This window comes from Aestuariivirga sp. (genome assembly GCF_965227715.1).
GTDB lineage: Bacteria > Pseudomonadota > Alphaproteobacteria > Rhizobiales > Aestuariivirgaceae > Aestuariivirga.
Genome location: NZ_OZ245771.1, coordinates 1,589,533 through 1,612,022 on the forward strand (window position 1 = coordinate 1,589,533; position 22,490 = coordinate 1,612,022).

At 63.2% G+C, this 22,490-nt stretch carries 21 protein-coding genes; 7 read left to right on the plus strand and 14 right to left on the minus strand.

What is annotated here, in order from left to right:
• The first annotated feature begins 52 nt into the window (after positions 1–52).
• Complete coding sequence (locus ACO06F_RS07585) at positions 53–1,819, plus strand: PAS domain-containing protein (protein WP_421696081.1); 1,767 nt, start codon at positions 53–55, stop codon at positions 1,817–1,819.
• Between the two features lie 164 nt (positions 1,820–1,983).
• Here ACO06F_RS07585 and ACO06F_RS07590 read toward each other — a convergent pair whose 3' ends face one another.
• Positions 1,984–2,814, minus strand: coding sequence for an endonuclease/exonuclease/phosphatase family protein (locus tag ACO06F_RS07590; protein WP_421696082.1), 831 nt, complete (start codon positions 2,812–2,814; stop codon positions 1,984–1,986).
• A gap of 135 nt (positions 2,815–2,949) precedes the next feature.
• On the opposite strand from ACO06F_RS07590, the gene ACO06F_RS07595 reads away from it, so the two are divergent.
• On the plus strand, positions 2,950–4,521 hold the full coding sequence (locus tag ACO06F_RS07595) for a phospholipase D family protein (protein ID WP_421696083.1): 1,572 nt from the start codon (positions 2,950–2,952) through the stop codon (positions 4,519–4,521).
• A gap of 41 nt (positions 4,522–4,562) precedes the next feature.
• On the opposite strand, the gene ACO06F_RS07600 is transcribed toward ACO06F_RS07595, so the two are convergent.
• The 8 genes from ACO06F_RS07600 to ACO06F_RS07635 all read right to left on the minus strand — a co-directional run bounded on the left by ACO06F_RS07600 (position 4,563) and on the right by ACO06F_RS07635 (position 11,759).
• Complete coding sequence (locus ACO06F_RS07600; protein ID WP_421696084.1) at positions 4,563–5,933, minus strand: hypothetical protein; 1,371 nt, start codon at positions 5,931–5,933, stop codon at positions 4,563–4,565.
• Positions 5,934–5,936: 3 nt separating this feature from the next.
• Positions 5,937–6,632, minus strand: coding sequence for an ABC transporter ATP-binding protein (locus ACO06F_RS07605; RefSeq protein ID WP_421696085.1), 696 nt, complete (start codon positions 6,630–6,632; stop codon positions 5,937–5,939).
• Positions 6,632–7,327 (minus strand): ABC transporter ATP-binding protein, encoded by a 696-nt coding sequence (locus tag ACO06F_RS07610; RefSeq protein WP_421696086.1) that lies wholly within the window; start codon positions 7,325–7,327, stop codon positions 6,632–6,634. Before ACO06F_RS07610 ends, ACO06F_RS07605 begins: the two co-directional genes overlap by 1 nt.
• The gene (locus ACO06F_RS07615; protein WP_421696087.1) at positions 7,324–8,274 is read right to left on the minus strand and encodes a branched-chain amino acid ABC transporter permease; all 951 of its coding nucleotides are present in this window, start codon (positions 8,272–8,274) and stop codon (positions 7,324–7,326) included. Before ACO06F_RS07615 ends, ACO06F_RS07610 begins: the two co-directional genes overlap by 4 nt.
• Positions 8,271–9,152 (minus strand): branched-chain amino acid ABC transporter permease, encoded by an 882-nt coding sequence (locus ACO06F_RS07620; RefSeq protein ID WP_421696088.1) that lies wholly within the window; start codon positions 9,150–9,152, stop codon positions 8,271–8,273. The genes ACO06F_RS07615 and ACO06F_RS07620 overlap by 4 nt, the downstream gene beginning before the upstream one ends.
• Before the next feature lie 11 nt (positions 9,153–9,163).
• The gene (locus tag ACO06F_RS07625; protein WP_421696089.1) at positions 9,164–10,465 is read right to left on the minus strand and encodes an ABC transporter substrate-binding protein; all 1,302 of its coding nucleotides are present in this window, start codon (positions 10,463–10,465) and stop codon (positions 9,164–9,166) included.
• Positions 10,466–10,550: 85 nt separating this feature from the next.
• Positions 10,551–10,985: a MarR family winged helix-turn-helix transcriptional regulator gene (locus tag ACO06F_RS07630; RefSeq protein ID WP_421696090.1), complete on the minus strand. Its 435-nt coding sequence runs from the start codon at positions 10,983–10,985 to the stop codon at positions 10,551–10,553.
• Positions 10,986–11,759, minus strand: a complete 774-nt coding sequence (locus ACO06F_RS07635; protein WP_421696091.1) for a ferredoxin--NADP reductase — start codon at positions 11,757–11,759, stop codon at positions 10,986–10,988.
• 110 nt (positions 11,760–11,869) lie between these two features.
• Here ACO06F_RS07635 and ACO06F_RS07640 point away from each other — a divergent pair, with 110 nt between their 5' ends.
• Together ACO06F_RS07640 and ACO06F_RS07645 are read left to right on the plus strand one after the other, a co-directional pair.
• On the plus strand, positions 11,870–13,288 hold the full coding sequence (locus tag ACO06F_RS07640) for a 6-hydroxynicotinate reductase (RefSeq protein ID WP_421696092.1): 1,419 nt from the start codon (positions 11,870–11,872) through the stop codon (positions 13,286–13,288).
• A complete protein-coding gene (locus ACO06F_RS07645) occupies positions 13,285–14,169 on the plus strand; it encodes an SMP-30/gluconolactonase/LRE family protein (protein WP_421696093.1) in 885 nt (294 codons plus the stop codon). The genes ACO06F_RS07640 and ACO06F_RS07645 overlap by 4 nt, the downstream gene beginning before the upstream one ends.
• 70 nt (positions 14,170–14,239) lie before the next feature.
• On the opposite strand, the gene ACO06F_RS07650 is transcribed toward ACO06F_RS07645, so the two are convergent.
• Positions 14,240–15,742 carry a catalase gene (locus tag ACO06F_RS07650; protein WP_421696094.1) on the minus strand — a complete coding sequence of 501 codons (1,503 nt, stop codon included), beginning with the start codon at positions 15,740–15,742 and terminating at the stop codon, positions 14,240–14,242.
• Positions 15,743–15,903: 161 nt separating this feature from the next.
• Between ACO06F_RS07650 and ACO06F_RS07655 the strand changes: the two genes are divergently transcribed.
• Entirely contained in the window at positions 15,904–17,163 is a 1,260-nt protein-coding gene (locus tag ACO06F_RS07655; protein ID WP_421696095.1) for an aminotransferase class V-fold PLP-dependent enzyme, read from the plus strand.
• Between the two features lie 39 nt (positions 17,164–17,202).
• Entirely contained in the window at positions 17,203–18,054 is an 852-nt protein-coding gene (locus ACO06F_RS07660; protein ID WP_421696096.1) for an amidohydrolase family protein, read from the plus strand.
• Between the two features lie 51 nt (positions 18,055–18,105).
• Here the strand turns inward: ACO06F_RS07660 and ACO06F_RS07665 are convergent, their stop codons facing one another.
• The 4 genes from ACO06F_RS07665 to ACO06F_RS07680 all read right to left on the minus strand — a co-directional run bounded on the left by ACO06F_RS07665 (position 18,106) and on the right by ACO06F_RS07680 (position 21,375).
• A complete protein-coding gene (locus ACO06F_RS07665) occupies positions 18,106–18,624 on the minus strand; it encodes a Dps family protein (protein WP_421696097.1) in 519 nt (172 codons plus the stop codon).
• Positions 18,625–18,750: 126 nt separating this feature from the next.
• Positions 18,751–19,125, minus strand: coding sequence for a response regulator transcription factor (locus ACO06F_RS07670; RefSeq protein ID WP_421696098.1), 375 nt, complete (start codon positions 19,123–19,125; stop codon positions 18,751–18,753).
• An 82-nt stretch (positions 19,126–19,207) separates the two neighbouring features.
• Positions 19,208–19,855, minus strand: a complete 648-nt coding sequence (locus tag ACO06F_RS07675; protein ID WP_421696099.1) for a response regulator transcription factor — start codon at positions 19,853–19,855, stop codon at positions 19,208–19,210.
• Positions 19,852–21,375, minus strand: coding sequence for a sensor histidine kinase (locus tag ACO06F_RS07680; protein WP_421696100.1), 1,524 nt, complete (start codon positions 21,373–21,375; stop codon positions 19,852–19,854). Before ACO06F_RS07680 ends, ACO06F_RS07675 begins: the two co-directional genes overlap by 4 nt.
• 248 nt (positions 21,376–21,623) lie before the next feature.
• Here ACO06F_RS07680 and ACO06F_RS07685 point away from each other — a divergent pair, with 248 nt between their 5' ends.
• Positions 21,624–22,466: an alpha/beta fold hydrolase gene (locus tag ACO06F_RS07685; RefSeq protein WP_421696101.1), complete on the plus strand. Its 843-nt coding sequence runs from the start codon at positions 21,624–21,626 to the stop codon at positions 22,464–22,466.
• Positions 22,467–22,490 lie beyond the last annotated feature (24 nt).

Sequence of the window (22,490 nt, forward strand, 5' to 3'; positions counted from 1 at the left end):
TTGGGACGGCTCAAAGTGGCGCCCTCCTGATCGGGGCATTGCACGAGGGCCAATGAACACGAGATCTTCCAGCCTCCAGGCCGAAAGCCTTCGCCTCGCGGCACGTGCTGCGCGCATCGGTTTCTGGAGCTGGACGGAGGCCGGCCGCTTTCAGTGGGATGACAGCCTCTATTCCCTGCTGGGACTAGACCCAGCAGAACATGTGCCTTCGCCTGAAACACTGCTCCACTATGTTCACCCGGAAGACCGCGTCCTGCTGGAAGAGGGCGGCCGCGCCATCATCAGCGGGGAGGCGCTGCGCCCCAAGGACGCGTTTCGCTATGTGGGGCCGGACGGCGTGCTCCGCTGGTTCGAAATCCACCGCACCCGGAGGCCCGGCACGGGTGAAATCGTCGGCCTCATCCAGGACGTGACCGAAAGCCGCCAGTCACTCGAAGCGCTGCGCGACAGCGAAGAACGCCTTGATCTGGCGAGGGAAGCCGCACAGGTCGGGATCTGGGACTGGGATCTGGCGACTGGCCGCATGGTGCTGTGCCACCGCGCCAGGGCGATCTTCGGCTTCACGCCCGGCCAGCCGGTGGGGATCGATGACATCCGTGCCATCACCCACCCCGATGACGAGCTCACTGCGCTGGCCCAGACCCGCCTCGCCCTCGACCCCGCGATCCGCGAGGCCTCCACCTATGAATACCGCGTCATCCGGCCGGATGGCGCGGTGCGCCATGTGGTCGCCCATGGCAAGGCCATGTTCGAGCGCCGTCACGGCGCCATGCAGGCGGTCCGCTACGCCGGAACCTTGCGGGACGTAACCGGCCAGTGGGAGCTCGAACAGGCCCGGCAGGAAAGCCAGCGCCGCCTGACGCTCGCCATCGAGGCCGGGCGCATGGCAGTGTGGGAGTTCAGCTTCACCGAGGGTGCGACCGTGGCGCATTCGCCGGAGCTCAACCGCCTCCTGGGCTTCCCCGATGATGCGCGGCCCAGCATTGATGAGCTGAGTTCACGCTTCTATCCGGGCGAGCGCCAGCGCCTGGGCGATGTGGTGAGGGGCGCTCTGGCGCGGGGCGAGCGCTTCATCGATTGCGAGTTCCGCTGTGTCCTTCCCGATGAGAGCATCCGCTGGCTGTTGATGCGCGCCGATATTGCCTTGAGCCCGGCCGGAACACCCGTCCGCGCGGTGGGCGTGCTGATGGACATCAGCGAACGCAAGCTGGCGGAAGAGCACATCAGGCTTCTCATGCGCGAGGTGAACCACCGGTCGAAGAATCTTCTCTCCGTCGTCCAGTCGGTCGCCAGCCAGACGGCGAGCCGCGGCACGCCGCAGGATTTCGTGCAGCGCTTCGGCGAGCGCCTGCAGGGACTCTCCGCCAGCCATGATCTGCTGGTCCGCAACAATTGGCGCGGCGTCGAGCTGGCGGAATTGATCCGCTCGCAACTTTCCCATTTCCATGATCTGATCGGAACCCGCATCACGCTGGAAGGTCCGGCCGTTCACCTCACGGCGCCCGCCGCGCAAACGCTCGGCATGGCCTTTCACGAGCTCGCCACCAATGCCGGAAAATACGGCTCACTCTCCGGCAATGCCGGAACGCTCGCCATCCACTGGGCGCTGGCGGAACAGGCCGGCGAAGGGCGGTTGTCGATCCACTGGCAGGAAAGCGGTGGCCCCAAGGTTGAAACGGCCGGGCGCAAGGGATTTGGCACGCTGCTCATCACCCAGGTCACGCGCTCCTCGCTGCAGGCGGACATCACGCTGGACCTGGCACCTCACGGCGTGCGCTGGGTGCTCGATGCCCCCGCGGAGCCCATTCTCCAGTCGTGAAAACATAGGGAACAGAAGGCGGGGTCTTCGCATTCCAAAGGCAGCGCGCCTCCGTGTGTCAACCAGACACGATGGTCAAGGGGAATGCGGCGATTTTTCTGGTTTCCCGCCGCAGCCGACGAATTGGCAGACGAGCCTCTGTCCCATCCACGGATGGCGCGCCCTCACAGCCCAGCAGCTAGACCTTGCGTCACCCCGATCACAGCCTTCACCGGCAGGTGATCGGAGGCGACGCGCGAGCGCGGCGTTTCAACTGCATACATTTCATAAACGGTCACATGCTTGTTGGTCAGCACGCGGTCCAGCGGCCACAGGGGAAAGCGTGAGGGGAAGCTGGCGATCGCCATGTCGACGTCGCTCAGATGCGGGTCAAAGGGGCGCAATGCCGAGCGGCCGCCCACGCGCCATTCATTGGTGTCCCCCAGGAGGATCACGGCACGGTCATCAACCGGGTGTGCGGCGGTCAGTATCGCCTCCGCCTGCCTGGCGCGCGATGAGGCCAGAAGCCCCAGATGCGCGCCGATAATGCGGATGGGCAGGCCATCGAAATCGAAATCGACCAGAACCGCGCCGCGCGGCTCAAAGCCCGGCAGCGTCATCTTGCTCACTCCGCTCACACTGCCCTCGCGGTAGAGAATCACATTGCCGTGCCAGCCGTGGCTCAACTTGCGTGAGCCTTCGTCCAGCACGGAGCGGTAACCACCCTTCTCATAGAGCGCCTTGAGGTCCAGCAGCCCCTTGCGATGGCCAAAGCGCTGGTCCGCCTCCTGCAGGGCCACCACATCAGCGCCAAGTTCGAGAATCACACTCAAGATCCGGTCCGGATCGAACACGCCATCGGTTCCCACACATTTGTGAACATTGTAGGAGGCAACCGAGATCGTCAGCGACGGCACATGGCCGTCATGGGTGGGCCGTTTCTGGCCCTTGGGCGGCGGCTCTCGACCAGCACTGCGGGTAAGATTCCGCCGCAGGGCGGGAACGATGTGTTTCATAGTGCATTTATCCCCATCGCCCGAGGCGTTCCTGCAAGGGTTGCCCGTGCGATATGTGCTTCTTGGGTCTCAAACTGCCCAGTCGGCGCGTTACGTTCAAGTCTCAATTTGTTGCCAACGCCCCAGGACGCCGTCTTGCTCTCCTCCTTTCACATATGGGCCCTCGCGGCAACAGTGGCCGCGGTGCTCTGCGGCCTTGTGCTGTTCGCGGTCACCGCCTTCGGCAACGTGGCCCAGCGCCGCCGTGGTGCGCCCACGCTCTCGCTTCCCGTCAAACAGTCCGAAACGCCGTTGGACCGGGCCACGGCGAACCTCACCGCTCAGCACGCGCAGGAAAGCGGCTTGCTGCTTCTCACCTCCAGCCTCAGGGCCTTCCGGGCCCGCCATGAAACCGCGAGGCTTGCCGGCCGCAGCCTCGACCTTCAGTATTATTTCTGGAAGAACGACCTGACCGGCAGGCTTCTGCTGCGGGAGGTGGTGGCGGCGGCGCAGCGTGGCGTCAGGGTGCGGCTCCTGCTGGATGACATCAATTCCTTCGGCTTCGATCCCTGGCTCCTGGCGCTCGACAGCCATCCCAACATCGAGGTCCGGCTGTTTAACCCCAGCCGCAGCCGATCTGACAGTTTCCGCCGTGGGCTGGAACTGCTGGTCAAATATTTCACCGCCACCCGGCGCATGCACAACAAATGCTGGATTGCCGATGGCCGGGTGTTGATCGCGGGCGGGCGCAACATCGGCGATGAATATTTCGATGCTTCGCATGAGGCCAATTTCCACGATATCGACGTCCTGGCCATGGGCCATTGCGTGAGCGAGGCGCAGGCGATTTTCGACCGCTACTGGAACAGCGAGCCCGCCCTTCCCATCCGCGCGCTGCACAAGCTCCGGCGCATGAGGCGGCCGCGCTTCAGCCGTCTCGAGCGCAGGCTCGAAGCCCATCTCAAAACCCGTCGCGCGCGCACGCTGCTGGCCCATCTCTATTCGCATTCGAAGCCGCCGGATTTTTCCGATCCGAAGCTGCTCAACTGGTCCCGGGGGGTAGAGGTCATTGCCGATCCGCCGGAAAAGGCTGCGGGCCTCGCCTCTTCGGACTGGATGGGTGAACGCATCAACAGCCTCATTGGGGCGGCACGGCAAAGCCTTCTCATCAGCTCGCCCTATTTCATTCCGGGTGCGGCAGGCGCCAGAACACTGGCGGCCCTCGCCGCCGCGGGGCGGCAAATCCGTGTGCTGACGAATTCGCTGGCGGCCACGGATGTGATCGCGGTTCACGGCGCCTACGCGCGCTACCGCAAGAGCCTGATCGCGGCCGGTGTCGCCATTCACGAACTGAAGCCCGAGCCAAAGCGCCATCGCGCCTCCCTCTTCGGGTCCCGCACCGCGAGCCTTCACACCAAGGCCTTTTTGATTGATGGCGAACAGGGCTTCGTCGGCTCCTTCAATCTCGATCCGCGCTCGCATTCGATCAACACTGAAATGGGCATCCTGTTCTGCTGCCCCAACATCGTGCAGCAGCTTCGCGCCGCCTTCGAAGCGCAGATGGGCCAGGAGTTCAGCTATAATCTCACGCTGCGCAGCGGCCACCTTTTGTGGACGGAATTGAAGGACGGCAAGAGCCTCGCCCACAGCTCGGAACCCGTAGCCCCACTCCGCCGCCTCATCCCCGCCTGGCTCATCTCCTGGATGCCGATCGAGTCACAGCTTTAACCACTCACGGCGGCCGTCATTCCGGCGAGAAAGATCGAGCCTCACACCGCCGCCGTTCCCAGCAGCCACAGGCCGAAGCCCGTGTAGCCCACCATCACCAGTGCCAGGGGCAGTTCCAGCTTCAGGGCGCACGATGGGGCAAGCCCCGTCTCCCCCACCATGGCATGGGCCACAGCCACGCCCACCACGTGGCCAATGACCAGCGCCACGGTCTGCACGGTATAGAGCATCAAGGTGCCAGACGCGGTGTTCTGGAAGGACGTGGTCACATGAGCATGGGCAAAGCCGAAGAGATCGGCACCATTTCCCAAAGGATCGTTCAGCGCCAGATTCACATATTGCACCTTGACCAGCGCATCGCTGAGGTAATGCGCGACGTGATAGGCAATCGAGATCGGGATCAGCGAATAGACGAGCCGCCCCATCAGCACGCCCAGCGATGAAGGCCTTGCGGCCCAGCGCCAGCCCAGAAACACCGCGCCAAAAAACCCTGACGCCAGCACGGCGAAGGACAGCAACAGCCCGAGCGTGTTGGCACCCATCACCGCCGTCCGTCCGGGAAAGTCCAGCGGGTTCACGCCGATCATCGAGAGCCACAGAAACGTGTTGGAAAATCCATCGAAGGTAATGGCGCTCAACGTCAGCAGCACGAAGAGCATACCGCTCAGCGGCAGGGCGGGAAGCGCCAGGAGCCCCGCACCGGGCAAGCGCGGTCCCCCGCGGCCAAGCGGTGCCGCTGCACCAAGCTGCGCGAGGAACAGCGCGAAGGGGTCGGCTTTGCCAAGCCATTGACGCGGCCCGAACGCCAGCACCGCCACAAGGCTCAGCAGCAGATAGGTGATGATAACGCTTGCCAGAATACCTGGGTCTTCCGGCGCCGGAAAGACCAGCTGAAACCAGGCGAATCCGAAAAAGATCAGCACGGCGGGCCAGTAGGAAAGCCAGGCCGGATAGGCCAGCGGTGCTGGCCCCGGCGCCCGCCCCCAGTGCCGCGCAATCAGTGCATGAAGCCCGGTGAACGGGTTGATCGCCTCCCACATATTGCCGAACAGCGTGTGCAGCATCACGATCTCCACCCACCACACCGTCCACACGAACAGCGGCAGGAGATTCTCCAGCGGGTCGCGCGGGCCCAGCACGCCAAGGATGATGACCAGCACCAGAATCCCCGCGCTCAGCAGGCTCGCGGTTTGCGCAATCACGGGCAAAAGCGGGCCGGGCAGTGCGGGCCTCCGCAGGCGAAGCCCGGGCAGTGCGGTGAGCGCGATGAAGGAGGCCAGCACGGCAAGGGCGCCACCGCCGATCACGTAAGCCGTGGGCAGCAGCATCACAAAGCCGCGGCCGGCGCCATGGGCAAGCGCTGGTGCCGTAGCAAGGCACAGGGCGAACGCAGCGAGCCCCAGCCGCCGCATGCGTCAGATCCCCACGTAGCGGTCGATCAGCCGCCTGTCCCGCGCCAGATCGGAGGCCTGCTCGAGCCCGGTCACGCGGCCATTCTCCACGAAGGCCACGCGATCCGCCACGGGCAGCACCGCATCCACACGCTGTTCGACGAGGAGTGTCGTCACGCCTTGTGCCTTCAGCTCCAGAATCGTCTCGCGGATGCGTGAGATCATGGCGGGCATCAGACCTTCAGTTGGCTCATCAAGCAGCAGCAGTTTGGGTTCGATGCACAAGGCCCGTGCCATGGCCAGCATCTGCTGTTCGCCGCCGCTCATGGTCCCGGCGCGCTGGTTCAGCCTTTCGCGCAACTGCGGAAACAATCCCAGCACATGCTCCAGCACGGCAGGCCCCGAATTCCGCACCATCAATCCCACACGCAGATTTTCCATGACGGTCAGTTCCGAGAACAGCCGCCGCCCCTGCGGCACGTAGCCAACGCCGTGGCGCGGCACGTCGTAGGGCGCGAGGCTCGTCAGCTCCGTTCCATCAAGCATGATGTTTCCCTGGGCCACCTTCACCAGCCCCATGATGGCCTTGAGAGCGGTGGTCTTTCCCGCGCCATTGCGGCCGAGCAGGCACAGGATCTCGCCCGCTTCGGCCTTCAGCGTAAAGGACTTCAGCACCTGCGCCTGACCATAGAAGCAGTCGATGCCGCGAATGTCGATCATCAGCCGCTTCCCAGATAGGCCGCCTGCACCGCGGCAGTGGCGTGGATCTCGGCCGGGCTTCCCTCCGCCAGAATGCGGCCGCGCTCCAGCACGGTGATGCGGTGGGCGAGCGCCATCACCACCGGCATGTTGTGCTCGATCAGCAGCACGGTCGCTTCCCTCGCCACCTCCCGCACCAGGCTGATGAAGTTCTCGATCTCCGCATCGGACAAGCCTTGCGTTGGCTCATCAAGGATCAGAAGCTTAGGGTGAAGGGCCAGCCCCATCGCCACTTCCAGCAGCCGCTGGTGGCCATAGGCCAGCGTGCCGGCTATCTGGCCTGCGCGGTCCGCAAGCCCCACGCGGGCCAGCGCATCAAGCCCCGCGCGGCTTCCCGGCCGGTGCGCGGCGAGGGCCACATTTTCCGCGGCGGTGAGAGTCCCATAAATGCTGGTGATCTGGAACGTGTAGGCAATGCCCCGCTGCACACGCCGGAAGGCGGGAAGTGCCGTCACATCCTCCCCTTCGAACTTGACGCGGCCCGATGTGGGCGCAAGGCGGCCCGAGACGAGGCTCACAAATGTGGTCTTCCCCGCGCCATTGGGCCCGATCACCGCGCGCACTTCACCCTTCTCCAACGTGAAGTTCACCTCGTCCACGGCGCGCAAGCCGCCGAAGCTCCGGGAGAGGTTGATGGTCTCGAGCAAAGTCATCACGGCAGCCACGGCAAAAAGCGCTGTCGCAGCGTGCCCAGAATGCCCTTGGGAAAGAACAGCACCAGCAGGATCAGCGCCGCCCCCACGAAAAGCAGCGTGGCGGATGTGAAGCTTCCGGCAAAATCGATCAGCACGAACATCAGTGCCGTGCCCAAGAGCGGCCCCAGCACTGTTGCAGCACCCCCCAACAGCGTCCACAGGAGCGGGTTGATCGAATATTGGATGGAGGCCAAAGTCGAGCCCGCATAGGCAAAAAGCAGCGCATAGGCCGCGCCTGCAAAGGCGGCAAAGACACCCGAGATCACGAAGGCCGCCAGCTTGTAGCGCGCCACGTCATAGCCCAGCATTGCCGTGCGGCTCTCATTCTCGCGGATCGCCACCAGCACATGGCCGATGCGCGAGCGCACGATGAGAAGCATCGCCGCCACGGTGAAGGCCAGAAACCCAAGCGCCAGATTATAGCGCAGCACCGGGCTCGCGAGATCCGCGTGGAGGCCAAACAGATCGAAGACGCGCAATGTTTCGGGAATGACGATCCCTTCATCACCCCGCGTATAATCGCCGAAATAGAGCACCGTGAGGAAGGCGGCTTGTGCAAACATCAGCGTCACGATCATAAAGGCAACGCCCGCCGCGCGCAGTGCCACCAGCCCGATCAGGACAGACGCCAGCAATCCTGAGAGCAGGGCGAAGCCGAAGGCCGCGGGCACGCTGAGGCCAAGCCGCGTCACCCCCAAAGCCGCCGCATAGAGCCCTGCTGCAAAGAACATCGCATGGCCGAGGCTCAGGAGCCCCGCATAGCCGAACAGGATGTTGTAACCCGAGGCATAGACCGCCAGCACCATGATGCGGGTCAGCGTCAGCACCGCATAATCGCTCACCACGAACTGCGCGAGGAACAGAGCCACAATCACCGCGCCGTGGAGAAGTATCACGCGGAGCGTCATCGCGCTGCCAGACCGAACAGGCCCTGCGGGCGCACCACCAGCACCAGCGCCACGGCCAGCGTCGCGATGATCGAAGCGAGGGTTGGCGAGAAGAACATGGAGATGATGCCATCCGCCATGCCGATGATTACCGCTGCAATCACGCTTCCCCGGATCGAGCCCAGGCCGCCGATGATGACCACGATGAAGCTCATCAGCAGCGGATCGAGCCCCATCAGATAATGCGCCTGCTGGATGGGCACGATCAGCACCGCGGCAATGGCGACGAGTGCGGCTCCGCCCACGAAGACCGCGGAATAGACCTGGTTCACCGGAATGCCGAAGGCTGTCGCCGTTTCCCGGTCGAACTGCGTGACCCGCATGATGAGCCCGAGCTTCGTTTTGGCCAGAACCCACCACACTGCGAGCAAAATCAGCGCTGAGGCCAGCACCACGAACAGCTTGTAGCCCGAGAAGCCGAACCACGGAAAGGCGATGCGGTAGGTGAAGGGTGCGGCCACGGGCTTTGCATCAGCGCCGAACAGGGTGAGCGCCAGCTGCTGAATCACGAACATCAGCCCGATCGTGGCGACGATTGTCGCTTCCGGATCATAGTTGATGCGCCGCAGCAGCAGCCGCTCGGTCAGGAAGGCGATGAACCCCACCGCAAGGGGAGCGGCGATCAGGGCTGCGAGGAAACCTATCAGTGGTCCCCCCGGCACCAGCTTCGCCACCCACCAGGCGAGCATCGCCCCCAGCATGAAGAACTCGCCGTGCGCCACATTGACGATGCGCATCACGCCGAAGACCAGCGACAGCCCCAGCGCGGAGAGCGCCAGGACGGCCGCGGCAACGGTGCCCTCCAAAAGGGCCAGCAGCAGGTGAGGCCAGAACGCCAAGGTGCTGCGCTTTAGAGCGGCATCTTGGTGTAATCCGCCTCCGGCTCGTACAGGCCCTCTTCGATCGTGGTGCGGTAGACCATTTCACCCACACCGTTCTTCACCTGGGTGATGTTCTGGTGGCCGAAGACCTGGTGGATCTTGCCGTTGAAGATCTTGTCGCCCTGCGGGTGCTCGTTGCCTTCCGGAATCGTGGTGATGGCCTCGGTGGCCTCGATCAGCTTTCCCTTGTCCTCCGGCCCCTTGTAGCCCGCGGCCTCCATCGCCTGCTTGATGATGTAGAGCGTCTCCCAGCAGCCGAACATATGCGAATAGGTCGATACATCGGCCGGGTCCGCAAGGCTCGCGCCATATTCATTCACGCCGACCTTGCCGCGGTAGAAGGTATCGAAGGCCGAAGGCTTGGCGCCGGCATAGCGCGGGAAGGCTTCCCAGAGATAGGAGCCTTCAAGGAATTCGAGCCCCGGGCTCTTCAGGTCCACCGCCTCGAGGCTGTCGATGAAGCCAAAGAGCGGCGGATGCGAGGATCCGAAATGCTCGCCCAGCTCCTTGACGAAGGTCAGCACCGCAGGCCCCACCATCACATGGTAGATGACGTCGGTATCCGCCGGGATCTGCGGGAAATAGCGGGTGAATGAGGTCTCCGTCGGCGGAATGGGAATGAGCGCATTGACCTCGCCCCCTTGCGCCTTGATGGCAGCGGTGAAGTAATCGCGGTGGTCATAGCCGAAGGCGAAGTCCGGATAGATCATCGTCACCTTCTTGCCGAGGTTCTTGGCAATCCAGGGTGCAAGTGAAATCACCTGTGAGCGCACATCGGTGATGCCGGGCTGGAAGGTATAGCGGTTGAGCTTGCCGGAGGCCACGTGATGGCCTTCCGAGACCACATAATAGGGCAGCTTCAATTCGCCGGCGCGCGGGGCGGAGCCCATTACCACATGGCTGAACAGCGTGCCGAAGCCCACATCGCATTTATGCTGTGTCGCGAATTTCTCGACGACTTCGGCGCCGCGGCCGGGGTCGGTTGCGTCATCCTCGGCGATGATTTCGACGGGCCTGCCGTTGATGCCGCCCTGCTCGTTGATAAGCTTCACCGCGGCATTGGTCGTCTGCTCATACCATTTGCCATAGGCCGCCCCGATGCCGGTGCGGTGCACCTGAAAGCCGATGCGGATCGGGCTTGAAGATTGCGCCTGCGCATAGCGCACGAAGCCCGGCGCAGCGCCCAGCCCCGCGGCGGCGCCGGCGAGTTTGAGGGCGGAACGGCGCGAAATGGTCTTCGCCTCAGGCACGATCAGCTTCGAATCCGTCATCGCTTCCTCCTGTTATGGTCTGCTTGTCAGGCGATGATAGCAAAACCAGCGCGGGCGAACAGGGGTTAGCAGAGAGGGAAAATCTCTACGCAATCCGCTGCAGGAGGTTGAGGAGAAGGCGGCGTTCCGCGCTGTCGAGCGGCTGCAGCGTTTCTTCCGTAATCGCTGCGGCAGGCTGAACGCCCCGTGCCACGGCGTCCAGCCCCTCGGGCGTGATCGAGACCAGCATGCGGCGGCCGTCGGTGGGGTCATGGGCGGTTGCGGCAAGCCCGCGCTTCACCAGGCGGTCGACCACGCCCTTGATGGTGGCGCCGTCCATCGCCGTCTCGCGGCCCAGCAGGTTCTGCGACACGGACTCGAATTCGGCGAGCTTCACAAGGGCAGCCCATTGCGTGGGCGTAAGATCCTGCATGTAGCTGGCAAAGATCGCGCCATGGCGCTGTCCGGCGCGGCGCAGGTGGAAGCCCACCTGATCTTCCAGCCGGTAACCGGCGAGGAGGGACTCCCGGTCTTTTGTCACTCAGCGCTCGACGAATGCTTTTTCGATGACGTAGCTTCCAGGCTCATTGCTGCTCCCTTCTTCGAAGGACATGCCCTTGAGCAGGGTGGTGATATCCGCCAAAAAGGCCGGGCTGCCGCAGATCATCACGCGGTCATGGGCGGCATCGACGGGGGCAAGGCCCAGGTCGCTGGCCATCTTGCCCGAACCCATCAGCAGGGTGATGCGCCCGCGGTTGCGGAACTCTTCACGGGTGACGGTCGGATAATAGAGAAGCTTGGCGCGGATCTCGTCCCCCAGAAGTTCATCCTTCGGCAGCGCGGTCTCGATCTCGTCCGCATAGGCAAGCTCGGCTGAAAAGCGGCAGCCATGGACCAGGATCACCTTCTCGAAGCGCTCATAGACGGCGGGGTCCTTCACCAGGCTCATGAAGGGCGCTAGCCCCGTGCCGGTGCCGAGCAGGTAAAGGTTGCGGCCGGGCAGAAGATTGTCGAGCAGCAGAGTGCCCGTGGGCTTCTTGCCCACCAGGATCTTGTCGCCCACCTGAATGTGCTGGAGCTTGGAGGTCAGCGGCCCGTCTGCCACCTTGATCGAGAGGAATTCCAGCTCATCGGCATAGTTGGGGCTCACCAGGCTATAGGCACGCAGCAGCGGCTTGCCGTTCACCTGAAGCCCGATCATGGTGAACTGGCCATTCTCATAGCGGAAGGCGGGCGAGCGCGTGGTTTTGAAGCTGAACAACCGGTCGGTCCAGTGGTGGACGCTCAGCACTTCTTCCTCGAACAGCGCACTCATCGATCCCGCTCCAGCCCGGATTTCATTTGTGTACAAACGAAAATTATGGAATCATCGGGCCCTTGTCAACGGCCATTTCGCAGCTGCGAAGTGCTGTCGCGGAACAGTTCATGGACCAACAGCCCGCCAAGATCCGCTGTGATGCCTGCCCCGTGCTCTGCTTCATCCGGGAGGGCATGCTCGGCGCGTGTGACCGCTATGCCAACCGTGGCGGCGTACTGACTAGGGTGGACCCCCACGTCCTGCTGGAGCACACGCTGGAAGCGGGCGGCACGCTCGTCCCCTTTCTACCGGCGAGCCAGGAATGGGATGGCCGGCTGGTGCGGGAACCCCAAACCTTCGTCACCGCCATCGGTGCGGGCACCACCTACCCGGATTACAAGCCTGCCCCCTTCATCGTCTCCTCCGAGGTCGATGGCGTCGATATGGTCACCGTCGTGACCGAGGGCATCTTCAGCTATTGCGGCCTCAAGGTGAAGATCGACACGGACCGGCACTTAGGCCCCGAATGCGCCCCCGTGCGCGCAGGCGGTGAGCAGATCGGCCATGTGACCACCGCCGAATATGGCTCGCAGATGCTCTCGCTCGGAGGTGTCCATCATCTGACCGGCGGCTCCAAGAAGGAGGGCCGCGTCACCTGCGAAAGCCTGCTCACGCTGGCCAATTGCAAGCCCCTCGAAGTGACGGTCGATGGCGGCGCGAGCCTCGTCATCGAAGCGGGCAAGGCGCCCATCATCAATGGCGTCACCGAAGAGCGCATGCGCGTGGGTTGCGGCTCCGCCACCATCGGCATGTTCGCGCGGCAATGGCTGGGCCTCGTCGATGAGGTGGTGGTGGTCGATGATCACATCACCGGGGTCCTCTCCGAGCATCAGGCCGGAAAATTCCTCGATGTGCGGGAAACCGGCATCCGCATGAAGGGCCACCGCTCCACCCCCGGCCGCTATTTCAAGGTGGCCGAGCCCGGCACCGGCTGGGGCGGCACCAACCTCACCGATCCGCTCACCATCCTGAAGCCTTTCGATGCAGCAGAAGCCTGGCCCGGGCTTCGCCTCCTGATGGTGTCGACCACGGGTGAGCATTTCGCCTATTACGAGCTCGATCAGGCATTGAACCCGGTCAAGACGGAGTTGCCTCCGGCGCTGCAGCTCTCGGTCTCCCGCATCCAGGAAAACTGCGAGCCGGCATTGACCACCGTGCTCTTCATGGCAGGCGCCGGCGGCTCGCTTCGGGCAGGCGTCACGGATAATCCGGTGCAACTCACCCGCTCCGTGAAGCAGTCCCGAACCCGCGTCACGGCGGGGGGTGCGCCCTGCTATGTCTGGCCCGGCGGCGGCATCACCTATATGGTGGATGTGACGGCGTTGCCTGAAAACGCCTTCGGCTCCGTGCCCACCCCGGCACTTGTCGCCCCCATCGAATTCACCATGCCGAAGGCGGATTATGCAGCGCTCGGCGGCCATATGGACCAGCTGCGCAGCATCGAGGAGGTGCGGCGCGGGCCCGACAAGAAGAGGATCAGCCGATGACGGACCAGAACTGGAAGATCATCGCCCAGACGCGGGACAGGCTGGGCGAAAGCCCCATGTGGAATCAGGCCGAGAACGCGCTCTACTGGGTGGACTGGTATGGCCCCACCCTTCACCGCCTGGTCTGGGGCCAGGAGAAGGTCGAAAGCTGGGTTATTCCCGGTGAAAGCGTGCTCGGCTCCTTCGTCTTCGCGGCGGGCGGCAGGCTGCTCCTCGCGGTCAATTCCGGCCTGGTGCTGTTTGATCCGGCAACGGGCGGCATCACTCCCTTCGTCCACCCCGAAGGTGGTCGCGAGGCTGTTCTCTACAATGACAGCAAGATCGATCCCTTCGGCAGGCTGTGGGTGGGCACCTGCGATCTCCCCGAAACCGAGCCGCGCGGCATCCTCTATTGCGTCAGCCCCGATGGCAAATGGAGCATCGGCGACAGTGGCTATGCCGTGTGCAACGGCCCCGCCTTCTCGCCCGATGGCCGAACGCTTTATTTCAGCGATTCCATGGGCCGCCGCATCATCGCCTATGATCTCTCGCCCGGCAGCCGCCAGCTGAAGAACCGCCGTCTCTTCCATCAATTCAGTGCGGATGAAGGCGTGCCCGATGGCCTCACGGTTGATGAAGAGGGCGGCCTTTGGTGCGCGCACTATGGCGGCGCCCGCGTCACCCGCTTCCTGGCCGATGGCACGGTCGCGCGCGTCATCCCCCTCCCCTGCCCCGTCACCGCAGCTGTTGCCTTCGGAGGACCTGACATGACGACCCTCTTCATCGCCACAGGCTGGAGCCCCGGCGTCGAGAAAGCGGAAGACGAACAAGGCCCCGGCGGCGCCCTGCTCGCCGTCGAAACCGGCATCAAGGGCGTGGCGGAGCCGGTGTTCGACGTGTGATGATTCCACTCCATGTTTTATTCCTCTCCCCCATTGGGGGGGAGGAATAAATAGGGAAAGAACCCAAACTTCACTCCGCCGCGTCGAGCCGCTCCTCGCCGCGGCCCAATCCTTCCGCCACGCGCCGGCCGTAGTCGGGGTCGGCCTTTGTGAAGTGCGCGATCATCTTTGACTGGATCACCTCCGCACAGCCCGACAAGGCACCGACCAAATTCGCGATCAGCTCCTCCCGCTCCCAATCCTCGAAGCTGCGGTAGCGTTCGCCCGCCTGGGCGAAGTCATTGGTGCGCGAAATCTTCTGCCGCACCACATCGCCTTCGACGTGGGATTTGGGCGCAGGTCCGGCGCGCTTCTGCTCATGCAGTCCGTTGAAGTTCGATGGCTCGTAATTCACATGCGGGTCAGTGCCCTGGTCCGCACCGTCGACGCGATAGCTCATCTGGCCGCCGCGCTGGTTCGTTGCAAAGGGGCAGCGCGGGGCGTTGATCGGCAGCTGCAGATAATTGGGGCCCACGCGATAGCGCTGGGTGTCGGAATAGGCAAAGGTCCGCCCCTGCAGCAGCTTGTCTTCGGAAAAATCGATCCCATCCACCAGCACGCCGGTGCCGAAGGCCACCTGCTCCACCTCATTGTGGAAGTCCGCCGGATTGCGGTTCAGCTGGATATGGCCCACATGGCGCAGCGGGAACTGGTCCTCCGGCCACAGCTTTGTCACATCAAGCGGGTCCCAGTCGAGTTCGGGATGCGCATTGTCGTCCATGATCTGGATGAACACGTCCCATTCGGGAAATTCGCCGCGTGCGATCGCATCATAGAGATCGCCCGTCGCGTGGTTGAAATTCTTGGCCTGAATCTGCTCGGCCTGTTCCTGCGTGAGGTTGCGCACGCCCAGGCGCGGCTGGAAGTGGAACTTGCACAGCACGGTGCTGCCATCCGCATTCACGAGCTTATATGTATTGACGCCCGAGCCTTGCATTTCGCGGTAGCTTGCGGGGATCCCCCAGGGTGAGAACAGCCAGGTCACCATGTGGGTGGACTCCGGCGACATCGAAATGAAATCAAAGAAGCGGTTCATGTCCTGCCGGTTGTGCACCGGGTCCGGCTTGAAGGCATGCACCATGTCGGGAAACTTGATCGGGTCCCGGATGAAGAAGACCTTGAGGTTGTTGCCCACCAGGTCCCAGTTGCCGTCTTCCGTATAGAACTTTATGGCAAAGCCCCGCGGATCGCGCAGTGTCTCTGGTGAGTGGCCCCCATGAATGACGGTTGAAAAGCGCAGGAAGATCGGCGTCTCGGTGCCGGCGCGAAACACCTTGGCGCGGGTATATTTGTCAATGGGCTCATCGCCCATCTTCCCCGTCGGCACGAACACCCCGTGCGCCGCGGTACCGCGCGCATGCACCACGCGCTCAGGGATCCGCTCCCGGTCAAAATGCGTCATCTTCTCGAGGAAATGATAATCCTCCAGCACCAAGGGCCCCCGCTCGCCGACCGAGCGTGTGTTCTGGTTGTCATAAACAGGGTGCCCCTGCCGCGTCGTCAGCCCCACGGTCTTCTGCTCAGTGTCCTTCATCGTTGTCTCCTCCGGAAAAGCTGCAGAAGGAATAACGGCGTGATGCCTCAGAAGTTCAGAGCTACTCCCCCTTCCCCACGCATGTGGGGGTGAGGGGGTCTCATCACGCGCGACGGCCCCGCCCTCTTGCCATCTGCGGCTTTCGCAGGCATGCCGTCATCATGCTGACGTCCATCCCCGGCCTGATCACTGCGGTGCGTGACCGCTTCGCGCATGTCGATCATTGCCCGTTCACGGGCCCCCGCGTTTTCTTCGAGAACGCCGGCGGCGCCCTCACGCTCAAATCCGTTGCCGAGAGCTCCGCCCTTTATGCCGCGATCCCTGACAATCAGGGGCGGGACAACCCGGCCTCTGCCGCGCTGATGGCGGTGATCGGCAAGGGCAAGGCAGACATGCGGCTGTTCTTCAACGCCCCCGATGGCCAGGTCTTTGTGGGCGAAAGCGGAACCGAGGTGCTGTTCCGCCTGATCCGCACGGCTTCACTCGGTGCGGCGGACGGTGGCACGATGCTGTCCACCACGCTTGAACACCCGGCCTCGCGCAGCGCCATGGCGCGCTGGGCGGAGGTTACCGGCAGGCCCCATCATCTCGTGGCCCATGATGATCACACGGGCACGGTCGATGTGGCCGCCTACCGCCACTTGCTGTCGCCCGATCTTCGCGTGGCCACCATCATCCACACCTCGCCCGTCACCGGCATGGCGGTTGATGTGGCGGCGATTGCGGCCGAGATCCGCAAGGTGGCGCCAGCCTGCTTCATTATCGTGGACGGCATCCAGCACGCCAGCCACGGTGCTGTCGATCTTGCCGCCTGCGGCATCGATGGCTATGCGATCTCGCCCTATAAGGTGTTCTCGCGGCATGGCTATGGTGTGGGCTGGGCGTCAGACAGGCTCACCGCACTCACCAAGGAAACCGTCATTGGGGGACCTCCCACCAACTGGGAAATGGGCACGCGTGATACCGGGAGCTATGCGACCTTCTCGGATGTCGTGGCTTACCTTATCTGGCTCGGCGGCCACTTCACGGACGCAGAAGATCCCCGTCAGCGCCTGGAAGCCGCGGCCCGCGCCATTCACGGCCATGAGCAGGCGCTGGGTGAGGCCATGGTTCATGGCACCGGCAATCTGCGGGGGCTGGGCAACATTCCCGGCCTCAGCCTCATCGGCGGGGCACACAATGCGAAGCGCGAAGGTGTGATCTCGCTCAGCCTCGCGGGGCGCCCGAGCGAGGAGATCGTCGCCTTCCTGAACGCGCGCGGCATTCGCACCCACACCCGCAAGTCAGACCATTACAGCGGCAATGTGCTCGCACCCCTGGGGCTTGCCGATTGTGTGCGCGTCTCCTTCAGCCATTACAACACGCTGGCGGAAGTCAGTCATTTCCTCACCGCCATGAACGAGTTCACCACCGCGCCCTGATGGGCTAGTCTGGCCAAAACAGCGGGACGGAAACCAGCCATGATCGATTTTCCCATCACCGACACCCATGTCCATCTGCTTGACACCGCCAAGTTCAAATACAGCTGGGCGGCGGGTGCCCCGAAGCTTGGGCGCGACTGGACCGTTGCCGATCTCGAGGCGCGCGCCAGGCCCTACACCATCGAGAGCATCGTCTTCGTCGAAGTCGACGTCGACATGCCGCAATATCTCGCTGAAGGGGAATGGGTGCAGTCGCTGGCGGACAGCGACCAGAGGTTGAAGGGCTGTGTCGCCTGCCTGCCGCTGGAGAAAGGTCCGTCCATAGAACCCGAGATAGCAAGGCTTGCGCAGCTACCCGTCATGCGTGGGGTCCGGCGTCTCATCCAGAACCAGCCGGATCCGGATTTCGTGCTTCAGCCGTCATATGTGGCAGCAACCAAATTGCTACCGAAATACAACTTCAGCTTCGATATTTGCATCTACCATCACCAGTTCGGCAGCGTTCTGAACTACGTCCGGCAGTGCCCCGAAGTCTCCTTCATTCTCGATCACATCGGCAAGCCCGGCATCAAGGACGGGTTGGTGGAACCATGGAAAACCCACATCCGCGAGATGGCAGCCCTCCCCAATGTCATGTGCAAGCTCTCCGGCGTCACCACCGAAGCCGACCACGCCTCCTGGACCCGAGACCAGCTCCGCCCCTATATCGACCATGTGATCGACAGCTTCGGCTTTAACCGCATCATGTATGGCGGCGACTGGCCGGTCTCTGAACTGGCCGGTAACTATCCGGAATGGCTGGAAGTTCTGGATTGGGCGACGGAGGGCTGCACGCGCGAGGAGAAGCTCAAACTGTTCCGCGACAACGGCCGGAAAGCCTACCGGCTATAGACTCGCGCGCGCGCCTCAAACCCCTCCCCTTGCGGGGAGGGGTGGTTCAAGTCAGCGCGGGCGGCGGCAGGCTTCATAGAGGAACCAGGAGCGGCGTTCGCTCTCGTCGATCCACACTTCGAGCAGGCTGGCCGTGGCAACATCGCCATACTCATCGCACACCTCATGGACCCGGCGCATTTCCGCGACGAGCTGCTTGTTGTCGCCCTGCAGCTCCGCCAGCATGTCCTGCGGATCGACATAGTCTGCGTTGTTGTCAAGCATGCGCTGCTTTGCCGCGATGTCGGAGATCGAGCGGATCGTGGTGCCGCCGATCTTGCGTGCGCGTTCGGCAATGGCGTCCGTCATCGCGAAGATTTGATCGCCCTGCTCGTCGAGCAGCAGGTGATAGTCCCTGAAATGCGGGCCGCTCATGTGCCAATGGAAGTTCTTGGTCTTGAGATAGAGCGCGAACACATCCGCAAGCAGCGCCTTCAGCGCTCCGGAAATGTCCCGGGTCGCGTTTTCGCCAAGATCGGTGGGCGTGCCGAGCTGCGCGCGGGCGGGCGAAACAATTTTCTGGTCGGCCATCTGTCGTCTCCTGAGGCTGGTCGTGGCGGCTGTATGCCGTCCGATCTCGCTGATGATACTGCGCCCATCTGTGCTGCCAATCCAAACGAAGGTTTGTAGCCCCTTCGCATGGATGGGCGGCGCTCCTTAGCCAATGGCGCGCTCCACTGCCGCAAGGAGGGCGTCTGGGTCTATGGGCTTGGTCAGGAAGGCTAGTGCGCCGCTAGCCAGTGCCTGTTCGCGCGCAGCAGCGCTCGGAAAGGCGGTCATCACGATGAGCGGCTGCCGCCATCCGCGCCGGGCCAGTTCCGCCTGAAGCTCTATCCCGCTCATGCCCGGCATGTGCAGATCGGTGATGATGCAGGCGATGCGGCTTTCCTCGCCGCAGCACAAAAGCGCCTCCGCGCAGGGGAAGCTGCGGCCCGCCAGGCCAGCTGACCGCAGCAGGCTGTCCACGCTTCCGCGCACGCCTGGATCGTCGTCGACGATGGCAATCAGCGGGGCTTGGGGCTGGCTGGGCAAAATCACACTCCTGGTTCCTCCCTGCGAAACAGCGCCCGGGAACCGAACACATGAGCCTCAGACCTCCAACCTGCCATCATACTCAGGTGTTAAAACGGTGGATCGTTTCATCACGGATGCCGAGTTGCTCCGCCATGCGCACCAGATCGGCGAGGGATTGCGCCGCCATCTTGCGCATCACGTTGCCACGGTGGATCTTGACCGTAATTTCGGAGAGATCGAGCCGAGCTGCCACCTGCTTGTTCATCAGGCCAGTCACCACCAGGCCCAGCACATCCCGCTCGCGCGGGGTGAGGCGCGCAAAATTGGCCTGCAGTTCCTCGATTTCCGCCATGGCCGCCCGATGTGCGTGATCCTTCGCGATCGCCGCCTCGACAGCGGCAAGCAGCTGCTCATCGCCGAAAGGCTTGGGCAGAAAGTCGATGGCGCCCGCGCGCATGCCGCGCACCGTCATCGGAATATCTCCATGGCCGGTGATCAATATAACGGGAAGCGCCACGCCTTCCGCTAACAGCCGCTCCTGGAACTCAAGCCCATTCTCGCCCGAGAGCCGGATATCGAGAACAAGACAGGACGCAAGCTGCGGCAGGCCGGCCGCCAGAAATGCCGCTGGCCCATCATACAGCCTGACTTCAAAGCCGCTTGCACGCAAAAGACTTCCGATGGCGCCGCGCACCTCGGCATCGTCATCAATGACACAGACACAGCCCTTGCCTTCGATCTTCGTCATGCAGCGGCCCTCACGTCTTCACTCTCAACCGGCAGGCGGAAACTGAAGGTGGCACCGCCGCGGGAATTCGCGGTGGCCGTCAGCGTGCCGCCATGCTGCTCGATGATCGAGCGGCAGATCGGCAGCCCCATTCCCATTCCGTCCGCCTTTGTGGTGAAGAACGGGCGAAACAGGCTTTCAGGATCGGCACCGGCAAATCCAGCTCCGCAGTCGCTGACGTCGATCCGCACAAATCCGTCCTCCTCGCTGCCTTCGATGCACAGGCTGCGGGAGGATGGCTCAGTCCCCTCCATCGCCTGCACCGCGTTGAGGATCAGGTTCATCATCACCTGCTGTATCTGCACACGGTCTCCAAGGACGTCAGGCAGGTTTTCGGGGAATGACATCCGGGTGTTCACGCCAGTCCCCGTCAGCTCACGGTGGAGGAGCGCCACAATCTCGTCAACCAGCGGCGCACAGGCGATCCTGCCCTTCTTCGCATCAACCTTGCGGGCGAGATCGCGAACCCGCGCGATAACGTCTGCTGCACGGATGCCATTGCTGGCGATATGGTCCAGGCAGTCACCCACCTCCGCTGCATCCGGTGCCTCTCTCGCCAGCCAGCGGCGGCCGGACTTCGCATAGGTGATGATGGCGGAGAGCGGCTGATTGACCTCATGCGCGATTGAGGCCGCAAGCTGGCCCAGCGTGGTGACCCGGGCAATGTGGGTCAATTCCGCTTGCGACTGTGCCAGCCGGGCCTGCGCCCGATTTCGCTCCGACACGTCGAGCGCCATGACCAGAACACGGCTCCAGCCCTCATGGTCTGGCGGCAATGTCACCCGAAGTACGGCATCAATCGGTTCGCCGCCCCGCGTAAGGAACTGCACTTCCCTTTCTATGGCGGTCTCGCCGCGCAGCAGGGCGGCATAAATCAGCCCCAGCGCCTCCTGCGCCGCCGCCGTGTGATGCCGGATGATGTTGCTCCCAATGAGATCAGACCGGTTTTCGATCCCGAACAGTGCGGCCGCTGCGTCATTGGCATCGCGGATGCGGGCCGCACGTGCCGCCTCCTGCACGAGGAAGGGCGTTATGGGCTTGCCGGTTTGGAGCAGCCGGTAGGCCGGGGACCAGTCTGATTCCCAGATGGGGAAACCAGCGGCATTGAAAATCGTGCGGTAGCGTTCGCTTGCGCGATTGCGCGCGGTGGTGGCGGCGATCTGGCGAATGGACAGGAAGGTTGTAATGCCGATTGCTACGAGGCTGACGGCAAGGCGCATAGCGGGGGAGGCGACGGGTTCGCCGCCATGGGAGATCACATAGGCGGTGACTGCAAGAACGGCGCAGGCCGCGGCTGACACATAGACGAATGTGCGCACCTGGCCGCGCGCGGAAATCAGAACAACCGTGGTGTACAGCACCGCCACGGCTCCCTGCAGCGGGCTCAGAACATCAAGCGCGAAGATGCAGAGCGCCACCAAGGCTGCGGCAGCTGCCTGCAGTCTCGCCGCCATTCGTCTCGCGTCCGGATCAACCCCCATCTTTGCCTCCGAGAGCGACCGCCATGATCGCAGCATGATTGAGAATTCTGGACGATTTGCAAAGTGGTGGCAAGCACGCCGCAGTTCATGGCGAGGAGGTAATTCCTGCTTCTTCACCGCATTCAATTATACGCAAGTTTGATACGATCCAGCGCCGCCACAAACCTGCGTATGATACCGGCGCGCGCGCCATTGCCCGATACCCATCGGACCGGATGCACATGAGGTTGCGTCCGCCAAAATGGAGGATGACAATGACCTATCTCACCACCAAGGACGGCGCCGAAATCTTCTTCAAGGACTGGGGGCCGAAGGATGCCCAGCCCATCATGTTCCACCACGGCTGGCCATTGTCCGGCGATGATTGGGACACGCAGATGCTGTTCTTCCTCGCCAAGGGCTACCGCGTCGTCGCGCATGACCGCCGCGGCCATGGCCGCTCGTCACAAATCGATACCGGCCATGACATCAGCCACTATGCAGCAGATGCCGCGGCCGTGGCCGAGCATCTCGACTTGCGCAACATCGTGAACATCGGCCACTCAACGGGCGGCGGCGAAGTGGCGCGCTATGTCGCAAGGTTCGGCCAGCCGCAGGGCCGGGTAGCAAAGGCGGTGCTGGTCAGTGCCATCCCGCCACTGATGCTCCAGACCCCAGCCAATCCCGGCGGCACGCCGATTGCCGTGTTCGATGGCTTCCGCAAGGCTCTGGCAGGTAACCGCGCGGGCTTCTTCCTCGATGTGGCGTCAGGCCCCTTCTATGGCTTCAACCGCTCAACCGAGACCGTGTCTGAAGGCGTGATCCGCAACTGGTGGCGCCAGGGCATGATGGGAAGCGCACTGGCACATTACGAGGGCATCAAGGCCTTCTCCGAAACCGATCAGACCGAGGATCTGAAGGCGATCACCATCCCCACCCTCGTGATGCAGGGTGACGATGACCAGATCGTGCCTTATACCGATGCTGCCCTGCTGCAGGTCAAGCTGCTGGAGAAGGGCACACTCAAGATCTACCCGGGATTTCCGCACGGCATGCTGACCACGCACGCGGATGTCATCAACGACGATCTTCTTGCCTTCATCAAGAGCTGACCATCGATTGAGCGGCGGCACATG